Origin of the sequence: Edaphobacter sp. 4G125, from assembly GCF_014274685.1 — a bacterium.
Classification (GTDB): Bacteria; Acidobacteriota; Terriglobia; order Terriglobales; family Acidobacteriaceae; genus Edaphobacter.
Genome location: NZ_CP060393.1, coordinates 1,882,051 through 1,898,718, shown reverse-complemented (window position 1 = coordinate 1,898,718; position 16,668 = coordinate 1,882,051). Strand labels below are relative to the sequence as shown.

Below are 16,668 nucleotides of genomic sequence, written 5' to 3'. Positions count from 1 at the left end.
CAATCCGAACAGAACGTAACAGTTAATCAATTCGACACGAGATACGGCGTAAAGTTGTATGCAGTCACTTTGCAATCGTTCGTTGCAAAGTTGGTGATGTCTTCTTAGTTAAGATACCCGGGAAGCGCTAAGCTACGCAAGTGACGCTCTATCTTGTTTTAGATGAGAATGAGCTTTTTGTGGATTCCACAAATGTGGAATAGCGGCTAAGCAACCTTTTCTGATCTTCTCGTAGACGCATCCTTGTCTGTTTTTAAGTCACGGGGACAACAAGTTCATCGAGCTGAAGGAACTCAGATAGAATCGGATCGCTGCTTCTCTCCATCTCTTCCATCGTGCCAAAGAAATGAGCCTTCCCCGCGTGAAGAAAAACGACGCGGTCGGCAAGTTTTTTTGCGAAACGCATGTCATGGGTAACGACAATGCTCGTGAGATGAAGTTGCTCCTTAAGTCTTTCAATCAAATCGCCCAATAGATGCGCCATCAGGGGATCGACCATTGTGGTGGGCTCGTCATACAGAATCGCTTCAGGCTGGGCTGCCAGTGCACGTGCAATGGCAATCGAGCGCTTCATTCCGGTGGAAAGATCGGAAGGCAGAAGGTCTTCCATGCCGGCAACTCCCACCATCTCCAGCAAACCCTTCACCACCTGCATGATCTGTTCTTCCGAAAGCTCTCCTCGTTCGCGCAGAGGAAACGCAACATTTTCGCCAACGGTGATGGAATCAAAGAGCGCCCCGTTCTGAAACACCATAGTCACCTTTCGACGGACGGCCTGCATCTGCCGCTCGTCATAGGCTGTAATATCGTCACCCGCCACCTTGATCGTCCCGCTATCAGGCTTGAGAAACCCCATCAGCATCTGCAGAGAGACGGATTTTCCCACTCCGCTACGGCCCAGGATGCAGAGCGTTTCTCCCGGAAGAACGTAGAAGCTGACGTCTTCGAGCACCGAGACACCACCGAAAGCTTTGGAGACATGCTCAAAGGAGATATAGGGGCCAGGACGATTGCGATGTTCTGGAACGGCCTCCGCTGCGGCTTCGTTCTGCTGCGCGGCCTGTCCCATGAACTCTTCTACTACTGGAGCGACCTCGGCCGAAACCTCCGCCGTCAGTGGAACTGAGTCCTCAGCAGGCGGCTCCAACTGATCGTCTGAGATATGCGCAGAGCCGTCCTGACCCTCTTTTCCCAGAACATCTCGCCGGTCCCGCCCTGCGATGTTTTGCGAATCGTATGAGTTGTTCTGCGGCAGTTCTGGAGTATCTCCAGCCATTCCGTATCCCCTTCTGTATTGTTGCACTCCAATGCTGCAATGGATCCGCCGTCGCTTCATTCCTCTTCAAGAGCATTCAGATGCGATTGCACCGCGGCCAACTCCTCCGGACTGTTAAGATTTGCAAACCATAGGTGCGCTGCCGAACGCTGAGCAGGCGTCAGGCCTTCTTCCCTCCCGTTATCTAATTCTGAATAAAGCGAAAGGCCCTTCGTGGACTCCCATCTTTGGATCAGAAGAATCTCCTCGATCGAAACCTTTTTGCGTTCGGCCAACGTGCAGGCAGCCTCCTCCAACACGGGATACAGCTTGAATTTCGATTGACGCACCGCCTCCGCGAGAGAGGGAGCTATCTCTCGATGCAACAGGCAAATCGTCGGTTGAGCGACTTCATCCACTGTGAAGAATGCCACCCGTGCAAATGGTTGTCGAAGTACACGGCGAATCCAGGACCGAAGCAGAGCAATGGGAACAAAGGGCACGTCAACGGGAACCACCAGTATCCAGTCGTGGTGGCTCGAATGAGCGAGCGCAGCTTCCATTCCACCCAATGGGCCGCAATGCTCGTGCAGGTCAGGAACTGGCGGAGCAAACCCGGACAGATCCGGACGATTGCCCAGAATGAAAACTTCATCTGTTATCGCACCGAGCTTTTGAACAGCGTGCTCGATCAGCGATTTGCCTCCGAGCAGAAGGGTGGCCTTATCTCGCCCCATGCGCAAACTGCGGCCACCTGCCAGAACATATGCCGCAATCGGAAACTTTTCCATCTATGCCTGAACCAGACAGAAGAAACGGATGATGGATTCGATCCCGCGATGGAAGTTGGCCAGATGAAACTTCTCGTTCGGAGCATGAAGGTTGTCGTCCGGCAGACCGAAGCCCATCATCAGGGTCGGAATCTTCAGCTCACGAACGAAATCTCCCACGATTGGGATAGAGCCTCCTCCGCGCACGAAGACTGTCTCTGTACCGAAGACCTCGTGCATCGCCGTTGTGGCCGACTTCACGTAAGGATTATCCGTGGAGACGACGATCGGATCGCCGGAGTGAATCAGCCGCACGACGACTTCTACTCCCCGTGGAGCAATCGATTCAACGGACGCCTTGTACTGAGCAAATGCCTCAGCAGGAGTTTGGTTGGGAACGAGACGCATACTAATCTTCGCTATAGCTTTCGCCGGAATCACCGTCTTTGCCCCTGCTCCGATAAAACCTCCCGGCATTCCATGCACATCCAAAGTGGGACGCGCCCACGTGCGCTCCAGCACGCTGTAACCAGGCTCTCCTGTCAGTTCTGGTGAACCGACCTCGGTCTGCCGATAATGCTCCTCATCAAAGGGCAGTGCCTTCCATGCTTTAAGTTCATCCTGCGTAGGAGGAGAGATTTTGTCATAAAACCCGGGGATCAGAATGCGGCCATTCTCGTCCTTCAACTTTGTGATGATCTGAGCCAGTGCAACAAAGGGGTTCGGCGCCGCTCCCCCATACATGCCCGAATGCAGGTCCGTGCGAGCGCCGCGAACCTCAACTTCGGTATAGATCATTCCGCGCAAGCCAACGCAAAGTGTCGGAAGGTCCGGAGCAAACATCTCGGTGTCGCTGACGAGCGCAACATCGGCGCGGAGTTGGTCTCCATGCGCGCGGACAAACCATGCGATCCCCTCTCCGCCGACTTCCTCTTCACCCTCAATCAGGACACGAACATTCACCGGCAGCTTGCCTCCGTTCGCTGCGAAAAGCGACTCCAGCGCTTTGACGTGCATCCACATCTGCCCTTTGTCGTCGACTGCGCCACGAGCATAAAGATTGCCATTGCGCTCGGTTGGCTCAAAGGGTGGCGTTGTCCACTCATCCAGAGGCTCCGCAGGCTGCACATCGTAGTGGCCATAGCAGAGGACAGTCGGGGCAGAATCCGCGTGCAGCCAGTCCGCATAGACCAGAGGATGCCCATTTGGATGCTCTGCTGTCGTGGTCTCGATGAGGCGCACATTCTCCATACCGATACGGCGAAGCTCTGCGACAACCGATTCGGCGGCATGCCGCACATCTCCAGCATGCTCCGGCAGAGTAGAAATGGAAGGGATACGCAACAGCGCCTTCAACTCGTCTACAAATCGATCGCGATGACTGCGAGCAAATTCGATCGCTGCCGCGGTATTTTCCGTCATAAATCCACTCCCTTCGCGCAAATCAAACGCATATGCACGAAACATCAGTATGCAATGAAGCTCACACCGAAGTCAGCCTATTGGTAACAATATGCATCCAAAGAAAGAAAGGCGTAGGATGAACCCGCATTGGAGGAGAGTATTCATGACCACATCAAAAACCGATGGAAACATGATTGATAGCTTTGCCCAGTTCGATTTGGTAAAAGAGATCGCCGACTCTCGCAATAAAAAACCATGGTCTGCCGGCCACTATGCAAAGACTCTCTTTAAAAAAGAGGACTTCCGAACGGTACTGATCACCATGGAGCCAAACTCCCGGATGAAGGAGCATCACGCCGATGGCACCCTCTCGGTCCAGGTCATCCAGGGCGCAATCCGCTTTACCGCTCAGGGAAAAGCCCACGAACTTCGCACAGGAAACCTGGTAACGCTAGGAGCCTCCATCCCACACGAAGTCGAATCGCTCGAAGATTCGGCCTTTCTGCTGACAATCTCCTGGCCAAGCAACCAGGAGCTGCTGGCCATGAAGCATCGAGGCTATGGAACGTAATAGATATTTTGAAAGAGCGACAAGATGCAAATCCCGATCAAACGTGTATATGAGACCCCCGCTAAAGCAGACGGGAAGCGAATTCTTGTCGACCGTCTCTGGCCGCGCGGCCTCTCCAAAGAAGATGCCGCAGTGGATTTATGGCTCAAAGATGTCGCTCCCAGCAATGAACTTCGCAAATGGTTTGGTCACGATCCTGCAAAGTGGTCGGAGTTTCAAAAACGGTACCTGGCCGAGCTGCAGCATGACCACGACTCTCTTTCGCAGCTAAAAGAACTCGCCCATCAGAGCAAAGTCACCTTGCTGTATGGAGCAAAAGACGAAGAGCACAACCAGGCGGTCGTATTGCAGAAACTTCTTGAGCGCAAGAGATAACTCAGCGACAGTCTTCCGAGAGGTCGTCTACCATTCCCAGATTTTGCAGGCATCGTTGAAGCAAAGCATCCAGTCCAGCTAACTCGTGCTCGGAGACTCCTCTCCATAGATTGCCTTGCATGACGTGGGCCTCTTTTTCAATCGTCTTGATCAGCTCTTCCCCAGCCGGAGTAATTCTGGCCGTAACGATACGGTCATTGACCCGATCTTTACCACGAACGATGAAGCCGTTCTTCTCCAGATGTTGAAGCAGGGTCTGCGTGGTTTGGGGGGTAATGTAACAGGCTCGCGCAAGCTGCGCTCCAGAGCTTCCTGGTGAATTATGGATTGCGAAGAGAACCTGTAACTGCGCTGTCGTCACTCCCTGTGGACGCAACCTTTCATCCATGCGGGAACGGAAATGCAGCAGGATGCGCTTCATATTCCGCAGCGCCTGCCTCTGCAATGCGATGGGCTGGCCGTCGCTTTCTGCCTCAAGCCTCGTTTTGTGGTTTCGGTGTGCCACGAAATATCAGTTAGCTGATATTATATCAGTTGCCTGATATGTCGACTGCCGTCGCCACTCCGGACCTCTCCTTCGCTGCATGGAAGCCGCGCCATAACCCATGGCTCGTCGCCCTTACAGTCACTCTGGCGACCTTTATGGAGGTGCTGGACACCTCGATTGCAAACGTTGCGCTTCCTCACATGGCCGGAACGCTTGGCGCCAGTCAGGAAGAGGCCACCTGGGTATTGACCAGTTATCTGGTCTCGAGCGCGATCGTCTTGCCCATCTCGGGCTGGCTCTCCAATCGTTTTGGACGCAAGCGCTTCTATATGACCTGCGTCGCGTTGTTTACAGTCTGCTCGCTGCTTTGCGGTATCGCACAGACTTTGCCCATGCTGATCATTGCCCGCATTCTGCAGGGAGCAGGCGGTGGTGGGTTGGCGCCCAGTGAACAAGCAATCCTCGCCGACACCTTCTCCATCGAAAAACGCGGTCAGGCCTTTGCGGTTTACGGAATGGCTGTAGTCGTCGCGCCTGCCATCGGCCCCACACTCGGAGGCTGGATTACAGATAACTTCAACTGGCATTGGATCTTCTTCATCAATCTCCCCGTTGGCCTGCTGTCACTCTATCTGAGCAATCAGATGGTGGAAGATCCACCTCACCTGAAGCTGCGCCGCGAAGAAGCCAAGCACGAAAAAGTAGACTTCTTCGGCCTGGGCCTGGTGGCTATGGGTGTTGGCTTCCTAGAATTCACCCTGGATAAAGGGCAGGAGAAAGACTGGTTCGGATCGCAGATGATCACCACCTTCGCGATTCTCGCAGTGGTCACATTAATCGTCTTCGCTATCTGGGAGTGGAACCACTCGCACCCCATTGTCGATTTAAAGCTGCTGAAAAATCGCAACTTTGGAACCGCCGTCTTTCTGCAATTGATTCTGGGTATGGTGCTGTTTGGAAGCACCGTTCTGATCCCGCAATATCTTCAGGTGCTTCTGGGCTACACGGCGGAACGGGCCGGCATGGTGTTGTCTCCTGCTGGTTTTGTGATGATGGTGATGATGGCTGTCGCTGGCCGCACTCTGGGCAAAGGCGATCCTCGTGTCATGGTCGCCCTGGGTTATATCGCGACCGCCGCCGGTATCTATAATTTGACCCGTCTGGACCTGAACACCGCCTTCGGAACCGTTACGATATGGCGCATGCTCCAGGTCATTGGGCTTCCTTTTATCTTTATCCCGATCAGCACGCTGAACTACGTCGGAGTCCCCCTCGACAAGACCAACCAAATCTCGAGCCTCTCCAACTTCGCCCGCAACCTGGGCGGCAGCATGGGAACAGCCCTGTTGACGACGTTTATCGCCCGCAGCGCCCAGGTGCATCAAGCAGCTCTGGCCGCCAATGTGATCCCCGGCAGCGTTCCCTATCGCCGGTACATGGACAGCGTTATATCCATCCTCACCTCACATGGAGTACCCGCGGCTACGGCAGCACAGATGGCCGTCGGTCGTGCCTACCAGGAGATGCTCCGCCAAGCCTCCATGCTGAGCTACAAGAGTGCATTCTTTATCCTTTCGGTCGTGATCCTGTGCCTGGTTCCGTTGCCGTTTGTGATGCGGCTGCCGGATAAGAACGTCAAACCAGATCCGGAGACGATGGGTGGACACTAAATCCGGGCGTCGTAAGATCGGGTTTGGCGTTTCTATCCTGCTATGAATCACTTATCCATTTGCAGACATCTGAGCGGCTCTTCTCCGAAACATTTACACTGGAAATGTCGCTGACAGGCGACAGGAGATATGCCGTCTACAGACGGCATAAAGGACACAGGCTTGTTTAACTCAGTCATAAAGAAAGTCTTTGGAACCAGTAACGATCGCGCAGTCAAGCGCCTGCTGCCCCTTGTGGCCCAGATCAACTCACTGGAACCGGCCCTGCAGGCCCTCAGCGATGAAGAGCTTCGCAACAAAACGGCAGAATTTCGGAAACGGATCGCCGACGCTACCGCAGGAATCGAAGATGCAGACGAGCGCCATGCTGCAGAAAAGGACGCGCTGGACGCGATCCTTCCGGAAGCCTTCGCCGTTGTTCGCGAGGCCGGCCGCCGCGTGGTGCAGATGCGCCACTTCGACGTGCAGTTAATTGGCGGAACGGTCCTACACTCCGGCAAAATCTCCGAGATGCGGACCGGTGAAGGTAAGACCCTGGTCGCCACGCTTCCCTGCTATCTAAATGCGCTGGCTGGCCACGGCGTCCATGTCGTCACTGTTAACGACTACCTGGCCAAGCGCGACGCCGAATGGATGGGCAAGATCTATGGCTTCCTGGGGCTTTCTGTCGGTGTGATCGTGCACGACCTCGACGACCAGCAGCGCCGTGAGGCCTATGCTGCCGACATCACTTACGGAACCAATAACGAGTTCGGCTTCGATTACTTGCGCGACAACATGAAGTTCGAGCTGGCCGATCAGGTGCAGCGCGGTCACTACTACTGCATCGTCGACGAAGTCGACTCCATTCTCATCGACGAGGCTCGGACACCGCTAATCATCTCGGGCCCCACCGACCAGACCACCGACAAGTACGTTCGTGTGAACGTCATTATCCCCCAGCTCGAAGAAGGCGAACTGATCGAAAAGCTGGAGACGAAAACCTGGACCGGAGACTTCGTCATCGATGAAAAGGCTCGCGCCATCACCGTTACTGACGAGGGCTGGGAGAAGATCGAAAAGCTGCTCGACATCGGGAACATCGCCGATCCGGAAAACTGGGACCTGAAGCATCACGTCGAAACCGCCATCAAGGCCCACGCTCTCTACAAGAGAGACGTTGAGTACGTGGTCAAAGAGGGCGAGGTCATCATCGTCGATGAGTTCACCGGCCGTCTGATGCCCGGGCGCCGCTGGTCCGATGGTCTGCACCAGGCCATCGAAGCCAAGGAAGGCGTTACGATCCGCAAGGAAGATCAGACGCTGGCCACTATCACCTTCCAGAACTACTTCCGCCTGTACAAAAAGCTCTCCGGCATGACCGGTACCGCTGAAACCGAGGCCGCTGAGTTCGACAATATCTATAAGCTCGACATCGTCGTGATCCCGACCAACCGGCCGATGCTACGTATCGAATATCCGGACGTCGTCTATCGCACCGCGAAGGAGAAGTACTTCGCCGTAGCCGACGAAATCGCCCAGCTTCACGAGAAGCGTCAGCCTGTCCTGGTGGGAACCACAAGCATTGAGAAATCGGAGTTGTTATCCGAAATTCTCAAGCGCAAAGGCGTGCGCCACGTTGTTTTGAACGCCAAATTCCATGAGAAGGAAGCCGAGATCGTCGCTCAGGCGGGCCGCCTTGGCATGGTTACGATTGCCACTAACATGGCGGGTCGCGGAACCGACATCCTTCTCGGCGGCAATGCAGACTTCATCGCCCGTCAGGACCTCGTCCGCAAAGCCCAGGCGCGTGCTGTCTCTGCTGCCGAGGGAACCATCTCTCCCGTGGCAGGGCCAGGCATGTTCCGCTTCTACTACCAGGGGCAGGAGTTCGAGGCAACACAGGAGGCATGGGAAGCCGCTGTCGCTGCGCACTCAAGCGCCGCCCAGAAGGAACATGAGGCCGTCATCGCCGCTGGTGGTCTACACATCATCGGTACCGAACGCCACGAGAGTCGACGCGTCGATAACCAGCTTCGCGGACGCGCAGGACGCCAGGGCGATCCCGGCGGTTCGCGCTTCTATCTCTCACTCGAAGACGATCTGATGCGCATCTTCGCGCGCGAGTGGGTCTCGACCCTGCTGCAGAAGCTCGGCATGGAAGAGGGCGTCCCCATCGAGAGCGGCATGATCTCCCGTCGCATCGAAGCCGCGCAGAAGGCCGTCGAAACCCAGAACTTTGAATCCCGTAAACACGTCCTTGAGTACGACGACGTGATGAACAAGCAGCGTGAGGCCGTCTATGGCCTGCGGAAACAGCTTATGGGAGGCGTCGACCAGAAACAGCTCATCACGGACGACTATCTCTCCACGATTCTCTCCAACCTGCTCGACGAAAACGCTCCAGAGAAGGTCCACCCGGATGAGTGGAAGGTCGAAGCCCTGTTCTCGCAGCTTTACGATCAATTCGGCGTGCATCTTGAGAACGAGATCGATGTTTCGAATCTGAGCCACCATGAGTTGGGTGAGGCCATCTTTACCAAGTTGCAGGAGCGCTACGAGATCAAGGAGCGCATCCTGGGTCAGCAGGCAATGCGTTATCACGAACGCGTCGTAATGCTGAGCGTGCTCGACGGTCTATGGAAGGACCACCTTCTCCAGATGGATCACCTGAAGGAAGGTATCGGCCTACGCGGTTATGCTCAGCAGGATCCTCTGGTGGCCTACAAGAAGGAATCCTTTGAAATGTTCGAGAGCATGATGTTGCGCTTCCAGGAAGATACGCTGCGTCACCTCTACCGGATGCAGATCATCGGCCCGGATGGTACTCCCATCGAGAGCGTCGACCAGCTTCCTCCAGGCTTCGGAGGATTCATGCCCCCAGGCTCTGCCCTGGGAAATACTCCTCCAGCTGAAGAAGCCGCTCCACCACAACACGCCCCGGTTCCTATTCCTACGCGTGCTCCTTCCACCACCATCGATGCGCTGGAGCGTGAGTTCCAACAGAAAAAGCAGCGCGAGCTGGATCAGGCCCGCGCCGTGGGAACGGCTACCGCAACCAACGGCAATTCCCCACGAGTCACAGGAGCAAAGGTTGGTCGCAACGATCCATGCCCATGCGGTTCTGGTAAGAAGTTCAAGAAATGCCACGGGGCAGAAGCTTAGTCTCATAAAGAAAAGAAGAAGGGCTGACCTGATACGGTCAGCCCTTCTTCTTTTGCAAAAAATTATTTCTCTAAATCGTCCAACAGCAGCCGCGCCTTGGTCGCCAGCGTCTTGGCTCCTTCGACATCCCCTGAGTTCAGCGCATCCTGGGCCTGCTTCTCAAAATTTCTGATGCGACTCACTTGCTGCTTTTCTCCTTCAGCTTTCTGAGCAGATAAACCATTTAGCCGCTTTTCAATCGAAGTAATCAAGTCGGCGGCCTCCTGCTGCGCATGCGGATTCGCAACTCCCCCCAAGGAAAGAGAACCAATTGCGGCAGTCTCGGGAGAGCTGGTCGAGGATGGCTCTGTCTCAGGGGTCGATGCATTCGCCGTCGCCGTTCTTCGTCTGCGTTCGCGATGGGGATGAGCGCCAGAGGCCACGGGCACCGGAGGCAAGGTGATGTGTGGAGGCTGAATCATGGGAGGTGGTTCCTGGCGCGGAACTTCAACCAAATCGACAGGCTGTGTGATCGGAGGCAAAGGGGGCACGACTGGTTTGTGGCGGCAGCCGCTCACTCCAAAGACAAGCACACAGGCCAGCCCCAGAGATTGCATCGCGGATCTCGTCACCACAACCTTCCTATCCAACATCAAACGTGCTCTCCTATCACCCGGCGACTGGCTTCAGCCGCAACGGCCTTTCTCGTTTCCACCACAGCAATCGGCAACCGAACTGTAAATGTCGTTCCACGATCCTGAGCCTGGGGATCAGCATTCGATCTCACATCCAAGGCTCCGCCATGCATCTGCAGGATGCGATAGGTCATCGCCAACCCGATTCCACTCCCTCTTGTCTTCGTTGTGAAGTACAGTTCAAAGATACGCGGAAGAATCTCCGCAGGGATACCCGTTCCTTCATCCATTACCTCTACCACAGCAAATAGGTGATCTCGATAAAGCCGAATGCGTAGTCTTCCTCCCTGCGCCATCGCCTGCATCCCATTCAGAAATAGATTCAACAGTGCCTGTCGAACCAGTTCTGAATCGATCCGAACCATCAAAGGCTTGGCAGGAGCATCTACCTCCACCTGTATGCCATTTTCATGCATCTCCGCTGCCGTCAGCTCAATGACTGCATTGACTACCTGACGCATATCATGGTCACGCAACTTCATCTCCATAGGACGAGAGAAGTCGGCAAGCGTCTGCACTACGCGATCGAGCCTCTGCATTTCGCCTGCAAGAATGTCTACATGCCGCTGCGCTCCTCCAAACGCATCCGGCCCCGCAATCGCCAACTTGCTGCGTAACAGCTCCAGATGCACAACCATTGCGTTGATTGGGTTCTTAACTTCGTGCCCCACGCCCGCGGTGAGGCGGCCAATCGCAGCCAGTCGACGCGATATCTCCAACTCCTGTCCCAGTTGCAGCACAGATTCCAGGTCCCGCAGCGTCACCAGCGTTCCCAGACTGCCTCCTCCCAGACCATCATCGAACCGGTCGATGGAAAGCTGTACCTGCCGTCCATCTTCCAGGGTGACACTCTCAGCGCTTACCGATTCTCCCTCCGCAAAAGCAGAGTGCACCGCAGAGCCCAGAGCCGTACCGGGCGCAAAGATCTCCTCTACGCGTTCGCCAATCAGATCGTCCTGGGGCTGGTTCAGAAAATATGCCACCGCATCCGAGACCATCATCGCTCGGCCGTCTGCATTGAACAACAGCACACCATCCCGCAAGGCATCCAGCATCTGGTTCAGATTCGCTTGCAGTGCCGTGTACCCTGCCTCCTGCGAGCGCATCTGCTCCCCCAGCCGCGAGATCGTCTGCGACACCCGCACCACCGTATCGCTTCCGTCCTGATTCGATCCCGCCGCCGCCTCACCCGATTGCGAGGTTAGTTTTTCCAGTTGTCGGCTGATCTGCTCAATGGGCTGCAACGCGGCATTTGCCAGCACAGCAGAGGCAAGCATGGCAGCCAACGCAGCCAGAAGCGCGAACAGCCCAGCCGCTCTCAACCATGGTTCATAGGAGTTTCGAAGAAACGTCGATCGCACTCCGACATGGATCACGAGAAAGGGTTTTCCATTCCGATCCAGCGGTTGCATTGTGTCGAAGACCTGAGGTCTCCCGAAGACCTGCTTGCGCTGATACGCAATGCTGCCGTTCTGAATGCTTCCCAGGCTGTTCCGATGTTCTAGAGACTGCCCGACCTCCCCCGGATCTGTACTGACGATGGTGATGCCCTGGGCATCCGTAACGCTGACATCCTGCACTGTAGGCGAATAGCGAATGATGGCGTTCATTACATCCGTTAGCGGCTGGTAGTTGCGCAATGCATCTGTAACCGCTGCAGATAGCGCCTCATCGCTCAGGTCCGAAGGAGGATTAGCCCGCAGGCCCGTCTCAATCGCCTGCCTCGTCATCAATGTCACCTGGCTGGCGAGCACATCGTTGGCCGCTGCCGTCTGTTCGATTCTCTGTCGCAACAACTCTCCGACAAACAGAATCGACAGCACTGCAACGATCGCAAACGTCAGTCCAGTAGCCGACACCACCAGCTTCGTCTTCAGACGCATTGCTTAATCCACCACAGCAGATTGATTCGAGTATTCTTTGAGCTTGTTCTGCAATGTCTTGGAGCTGATCCCCAGAATCTCCGCAGCCTTGGTCTTATTGTTGTGGGTCGCCACCAGCGTTTTCAGAATCAGTTGACGTTCAGCCTCATCGACCGTCGTTCCCACCTCAACTCGAACCGTATTCTGGTCTTCGAGATAGCGCTCGATCTCACTGGGCCGTGCAGAATCCGACGCTCCTTCCATCGAACGACCTGCTTTACCCATTCCAGGAGCAAAACCAGGCTCCCCAAAGTTTGGCGGCAGATGCTCAAGTCCCAGCATCCCCGAGCCTGCCAGAATTGTTGCGCGTTCGATCGTATTGCGCAGCTCACGCACGTTACCAGGCCAGGAATAAACCGTAAGCCGTTTCAGTAAAGCATCCTTAATCCCCGTAACGGTGCAATTGTGCCGCTCGTTCATATCGGAGATCATCTTCTGCGCAATCAGGGCAATATCTTCAACATGCTCTCGCAACGGAGGCATCTGGATATTGAATACATTCAGGCGGTAGTAAAGATCGCCTCGCAGCTCACCTACGGCCACCGCCTCTTCCGGGTCCTTATTGGTTGCGGCAACCACCCGCACATCCACCGGCGTCTCCGTCTTGCTTCCGAGTCTCCGCAGTTTGCGATCCTCCAGCACGCGCAATAGCTTGGCTTGGGTCGCTGCGGGCATCTCGCCAATCTCATCCAGCAGCAGGGTCCCCCCCTCGGCCAACTCGAAGCATCCAGCCCTTCGTTCAAGGGCACCGGTAAATGCGCCTTTCTCGTGACCGAAGATCTCGCTCTCGATCAGTGTTTCAGGAATCGCCGCGCAGTTCACCGCAATAAATGGTTTGGTCCGTCGCGAGCTCAGCTCATGCAGGGCACGAGCAACCAATTCCTTCCCGGTTCCGCTTTCCCCTGTAACCAATACGCTGACATTCGATGGCGCGACTCTCTCGACCAGCGAGAAAATCTCCTTCATACTGGAAGATCTTCCTACCAACGGTCCTAGTACATCGTCATCGTGATGTATAGGCGCGATTTTCTCATGCAGGTCAAAGTCCAGATGTTGCCGACTGGCATTCTCCAGAATAACGCGAAGCCGCATCGGGTCCACCGGTTTAGGGACATAGTCGTACGCCCCTTTCCGCATCGCTTCCACAGCCGACTCAATCGAGCCCTGGGCTGTCATCATCACGACAGCAATGTGGTCCGGAAGCTCCGCAAGACGATCCAACAATCCCATCCCATCCATGCGCGGCATCTTCAAATCGGTCACCACGATCGCCGGCTTCCACGAGATCGCCTTCTCCAGGCCTTCCACACCATCGGCAGCGCCTTCCGTCCTATACCCCCAGCTCCCAATCAACTCAGTCAAACCGGTGCGTGCATGGATTTCGTCTTCGACGATCAAAACTCGTTCCAAAATTTCCTGCTTTCCTTAACCAGAGTTGTCAGATAGATATCTGCTTGGATGCCTCTGAATCCTTAAGTGTACCTCTTGAAAAAGTATTCCTTGGCAACTCCCTCCAACCCGAAAACTGTCACGAAACTCTAAGCCACTGAAGAGCCTTAGCTTATTAACGTTCAACCTTAGGTGCTCTCTTCAAGATACTGATATCCTTGCTCTGTGCTTGAACCCGAAATCAGCGCCGAAGACTTGGTACAGAAGATCCAGCAAAATGCACCACCCCTTCTGCTGGACGTTCGCGAACCCTGGGAGTTCAACATTGCAAGTCTTCCGGGCTCGCTCCTGATGCCCATGGGAGAAGTCTCTTCCCGCGCGCACCAGGAACTGGATCCAGATCAACCGATCGTCGTCCTCTGTCATCACGGCATGCGCTCCCTCTCTGTCACGATGTGGCTTCGTGATCAGGGATTTGAGCATGTGCAATCTCTTTCTGGCGGAATCGACCACTGGGCACGGGCAATCGATCCTCGCGTCTCCAGATACTAGGTACTAGCGAGAAAAATTTCACGTACTACGGCATTTTCTTCCTCTCTCTTTTTCCTTTTCGCCATCCTTTTTTCCCGGTTTCCGCATCCTACCTACCTAAAAGAAGCGGCGAAATGCCAAAAAAACACGATGGCTATGCCGCCTTCCGCTGGGGGCCTGTATGGATTGGGAACGTTGGCGTCTTGGTTCGAAGAGGGATGCAGAAAAAAAAAGAGAGCAAAGTCCACACCTGGATAAAACTGTTACCTTCGATGAACCTCTTTGGCAGCTCGCAGGTGACTTGGATCCATCTTTTTCTGTTTCCAGATACGGAACGGCGATGAGACAGGAAATTGACCGAAGTCTCGCATTGCTCGCAGCCATTGTGGACTCCTCCGACGACGCCATCCTCAGCAGTAACCTGGATGGAGTCATTACCAGCTGGAACAAAGGCGCCGAACGAACCTTCGGATACACCGAAGCCGAGATACTGGGCCACCACACTTCAGAACTTGCCCCCGAGGACTCCAAGGAAGACGCAGAGCGCGTCCTCAAGATGGTTCGGCGGGGAGAGACCGTAGACCACTATGAGACAATCCGCCGCCACAAAGATGGCAGCGACGTCATTGTCTCTATGACCGTCTCTCCGATCCGCAACTCTGCAGGAGAGCTGATTGGAGCATCGAAGGTCTCTCGAGACATTACCTCGATCCGCCGCGCCGAAGAAGCCCTCCGCAACGCCGACAAGCTGGCACTCGCCGGTCGCATGGCCGCCAGCATCGCACACGAAATCAATAACCCGCTCGAAGCCATTACCAACCTGCTCTATCTCATGTCGCAGGAGGTGCTCTCTGAAGAAGCCCATGGCTACCTGGCACTGGCTCAACATGAGCTCTCGCGCGTCTCCCATATTGCCGCCGAGACCCTCGGTTTCTTCCGCAACAATCGTGGGTCTGCTGCTACGACGTCGCTTTCCGAGATCGCTGACAGCGCGCTCTCTCTTCATCTGGGCCGATTAACAACATGCAATATCTTCGTCCAGAAGGAATATGCTCCCATACCCTCGATGTTTCTGAATCAGGGCGAGCTGCGGCAAGTCCTTGTCAACCTGGTAGCAAACGCACTGGATGCCATGCCCAACGGTGGCCATCTTCGGGTACGCATTCATCCAGCTTTCGATGCGCGGACAGGGTCACCGGGCGTCCGAATCAGCATCGCTGACTCGGGATCGGGTATGAGCGACGCCACCCTGCGTCAACTTTTTGAGCCCTTTTACACCACCAAGGGCTCAACTGGGACCGGCCTCGGGCTATGGGTCAGCAGCCAGATCATCGCCCGTCACAAAGGCTACATCAGCGTCCGCAGCAGCCAGGCTGCTGAACGCAAGGGGACAGTATTTTCCATCTTTCTGCCTCGGATCAGCGAAGCCCCTTCCAGCGAGGCGGCAGAACCAGGCTCGCGCCAACTCTCTCTACCTATCGAAGAGAGCGGCTCTACTTCGCGCGTGGATGCGTCTCGTCGTACACTCGCTGAACCTGCCCCACCGTCAACTGCGTATAACGCTGCGTAGTTGACAGCCTCTCGTGTCCCAGCATCTCCTGAATCGCCCGCAGGTCCGCGCCCTCCTCCAACATGTGCGTCCCAAACGCATGTCTCAGCGTATGAGGATGCACATCCGCTGCGAGACCTCTGCTCAATGCAATTGCCTTTACGATTCGTCCCACGCTACGCGTCGTCAGTCGGCAATCGCCGCGCATCCGTACATTGATCAGCAGCGGACCTTCATGTTGCAGAACACCTTTGCCCGCAGCCTTCAGTCTTTCTGCCCGAATGGGCAGATACGCGCGCAACGCAATCGCAGCCTCATCTCCCAGGGGAACCAGCCTCTCCTTGCGCCCCTTACCGCGCACCAGGATCGCCTCATCTCCCCACTTCACGCTGTCTAAATTCAACCCCACAAGCTCTGAGTTGCGAATCCCGCATCCGTACAGCAGTTCGAAGATGACGCGTTCGCGCTCCGGCCATGCAATTGGCTCACCTTCCATCTGTTTCTCGTTCTGCTTTGCTCCTTCCAGCGAATTGAGGACGCGATTGACTTCTTCGGCAGTCGGAACCCGTGGAAGATGCTTCGGCAACTTCGGCGTGCTCACCAGCAACGCTGGATTCTGTTCCACCAGCTTCTCCTTCGCAAGCCACTTGAACCAGCTCCGCACCGCAGCCAACGCTCGAGCTGCACTCGCCTTCGTCAGTCCCCGCTCGTACAGTACTCCCAGGTACGACCGGATATGCGTATGCTCGACCCTTCCAATGCGACCTTCCTGTCCAAATGTCTCTCCTAGATAAGCTGCGAAGTTGCGGATCTCACGTGCATACGCCCGCACCGTATGTTCCGAAGCTCCACGCTCATTCGAGAGCATCGCCAGAAATCGTTCTGCCAGCTCATGAAACTCGCTTTCTTTCGTAGCCTGTTCCATAA

Annotated in this window: 14 protein-coding genes; 6 read left to right on the top strand and 8 right to left on the bottom strand. The window is 55.4% G+C overall.

The features are described from left to right. Positions 1-253: 253 nt before the first annotated feature. The 3 genes from H7846_RS07900 to H7846_RS07890 form a co-directional block, all read right to left on the bottom strand. Positions 254-1,069 carry an ABC transporter ATP-binding protein gene (locus tag H7846_RS07900; protein ID WP_255460975.1) on the bottom strand — a complete coding sequence of 272 codons (816 nt, stop codon included), beginning with the start codon at positions 1,067-1,069 and terminating at the stop codon, positions 254-256. Positions 1,070-1,332: 263 nt separating this feature from the next. Next, positions 1,333-2,046 carry a molybdenum cofactor guanylyltransferase gene (gene mobA, locus H7846_RS07895; RefSeq protein ID WP_186695914.1) on the bottom strand — a complete coding sequence of 238 codons (714 nt, stop codon included), beginning with the start codon at positions 2,044-2,046 and terminating at the stop codon, positions 1,333-1,335. Further along, positions 2,047-3,447 (bottom strand): dipeptidase, encoded by a 1,401-nt coding sequence (locus tag H7846_RS07890; protein ID WP_186695913.1) that lies wholly within the window; start codon positions 3,445-3,447, stop codon positions 2,047-2,049. A 145-nt stretch (positions 3,448-3,592) separates the two neighbouring features. Here H7846_RS07890 and H7846_RS07885 point away from each other — a divergent pair, with 145 nt between their 5' ends. Continuing rightward, positions 3,593-4,000, top strand: coding sequence for a cupin domain-containing protein (locus H7846_RS07885; protein ID WP_186695912.1), 408 nt, complete (start codon positions 3,593-3,595; stop codon positions 3,998-4,000). Positions 4,001-4,024: 24 nt separating this feature from the next. After that, positions 4,025-4,375 carry a DUF488 domain-containing protein gene (locus H7846_RS07880; RefSeq protein WP_186695911.1) on the top strand — a complete coding sequence of 117 codons (351 nt, stop codon included), beginning with the start codon at positions 4,025-4,027 and terminating at the stop codon, positions 4,373-4,375. A 1-nt stretch (position 4,376) separates the two neighbouring features. On the opposite strand, the gene H7846_RS07875 is transcribed toward H7846_RS07880, so the two are convergent. After that, positions 4,377-4,880 carry a MarR family winged helix-turn-helix transcriptional regulator gene (locus tag H7846_RS07875; protein WP_186695910.1) on the bottom strand — a complete coding sequence of 168 codons (504 nt, stop codon included), beginning with the start codon at positions 4,878-4,880 and terminating at the stop codon, positions 4,377-4,379. A 38-nt stretch (positions 4,881-4,918) separates the two neighbouring features. Here H7846_RS07875 and H7846_RS07870 point away from each other — a divergent pair, with 38 nt between their 5' ends. Continuing rightward, a complete protein-coding gene (locus H7846_RS07870) occupies positions 4,919-6,532 on the top strand; it encodes a DHA2 family efflux MFS transporter permease subunit (RefSeq protein ID WP_186695909.1) in 1,614 nt (537 codons plus the stop codon). Between the two features lie 129 nt (positions 6,533-6,661). Continuing rightward, positions 6,662-9,676 (top strand): preprotein translocase subunit SecA, encoded by a 3,015-nt coding sequence (gene secA, locus H7846_RS07865; RefSeq protein WP_370561381.1) that lies wholly within the window; start codon positions 6,662-6,664, stop codon positions 9,674-9,676. Between the two features lie 62 nt (positions 9,677-9,738). Here the strand turns inward: secA and H7846_RS07860 are convergent, their stop codons facing one another. The 3 genes from H7846_RS07860 to H7846_RS07850 are packed head-to-tail and all read right to left on the bottom strand — an operon-like array spanning position 9,739 to position 13,685. Next, positions 9,739-10,308 (bottom strand): hypothetical protein, encoded by a 570-nt coding sequence (locus H7846_RS07860; RefSeq protein WP_186695908.1) that lies wholly within the window; start codon positions 10,306-10,308, stop codon positions 9,739-9,741. Beyond that, positions 10,308-12,233 (bottom strand): sensor histidine kinase, encoded by a 1,926-nt coding sequence (locus H7846_RS07855; protein WP_186695907.1) that lies wholly within the window; start codon positions 12,231-12,233, stop codon positions 10,308-10,310. Before H7846_RS07855 ends, H7846_RS07860 begins: the two co-directional genes overlap by 1 nt. Positions 12,234-12,236: 3 nt before the next feature. Further along, positions 12,237-13,685 carry a sigma-54-dependent transcriptional regulator gene (locus H7846_RS07850; protein ID WP_186696253.1) on the bottom strand — a complete coding sequence of 483 codons (1,449 nt, stop codon included), beginning with the start codon at positions 13,683-13,685 and terminating at the stop codon, positions 12,237-12,239. Positions 13,686-13,886: 201 nt separating this feature from the next. Between H7846_RS07850 and H7846_RS07845 the strand changes: the two genes are divergently transcribed. Both H7846_RS07845 and H7846_RS07840 read left to right on the top strand, forming a co-directional pair. Next, entirely contained in the window at positions 13,887-14,213 is a 327-nt protein-coding gene (locus H7846_RS07845) for a rhodanese-like domain-containing protein (protein ID WP_186695906.1), read from the top strand. Between the two features lie 319 nt (positions 14,214-14,532). Continuing rightward, positions 14,533-15,762, top strand: a complete 1,230-nt coding sequence (locus tag H7846_RS07840) for a two-component system sensor histidine kinase NtrB (protein WP_186695905.1) — start codon at positions 14,533-14,535, stop codon at positions 15,760-15,762. On the opposite strand, the gene H7846_RS07835 is transcribed toward H7846_RS07840, so the two are convergent. Continuing rightward, positions 15,686-16,666: a tyrosine-type recombinase/integrase gene (locus H7846_RS07835; protein ID WP_186695904.1), complete on the bottom strand. Its 981-nt coding sequence runs from the start codon at positions 16,664-16,666 to the stop codon at positions 15,686-15,688. The two genes, H7846_RS07840 and H7846_RS07835, sit on opposite strands and share 77 nt — an antisense overlap. Positions 16,667-16,668: the final 2 nt, after the last annotated feature.

Coding starts and splice junctions, on each gene's coding strand:
- H7846_RS07900 (WP_255460975.1), bottom strand. CDS start 1,069: ATGGGACAGGCCGCGCAGCAGAACGAAGCCGCAGCGGAGGCCGTTCCA.
- mobA (WP_186695914.1), bottom strand. CDS start 2,046: ATGGAAAAGTTTCCGATTGCGGCATATGTTCTGGCAGGTGGCCGCAGT.
- H7846_RS07890 (WP_186695913.1), bottom strand. CDS start 3,447: ATGACGGAAAATACCGCGGCAGCGATCGAATTTGCTCGCAGTCATCGC.
- H7846_RS07885 (WP_186695912.1), top strand. CDS start 3,593: ATGACCACATCAAAAACCGATGGAAACATGATTGATAGCTTTGCCCAG.
- H7846_RS07880 (WP_186695911.1), top strand. CDS start 4,025: ATGCAAATCCCGATCAAACGTGTATATGAGACCCCCGCTAAAGCAGAC.
- H7846_RS07870 (WP_186695909.1), top strand. CDS start 4,919: ATGTCGACTGCCGTCGCCACTCCGGACCTCTCCTTCGCTGCATGGAAG.
- secA (WP_370561381.1), top strand. CDS start 6,662: ATGCCGTCTACAGACGGCATAAAGGACACAGGCTTGTTTAACTCAGTC.
- H7846_RS07860 (WP_186695908.1), bottom strand. CDS start 10,308: ATGTTGGATAGGAAGGTTGTGGTGACGAGATCCGCGATGCAATCTCTG.
- H7846_RS07855 (WP_186695907.1), bottom strand. CDS start 12,233: ATGCGTCTGAAGACGAAGCTGGTGGTGTCGGCTACTGGACTGACGTTT.
- H7846_RS07840 (WP_186695905.1), top strand. CDS start 14,533: ATGAGACAGGAAATTGACCGAAGTCTCGCATTGCTCGCAGCCATTGTG.
- H7846_RS07835 (WP_186695904.1), bottom strand. CDS start 16,666: ATGGAACAGGCTACGAAAGAAAGCGAGTTTCATGAGCTGGCAGAACGA.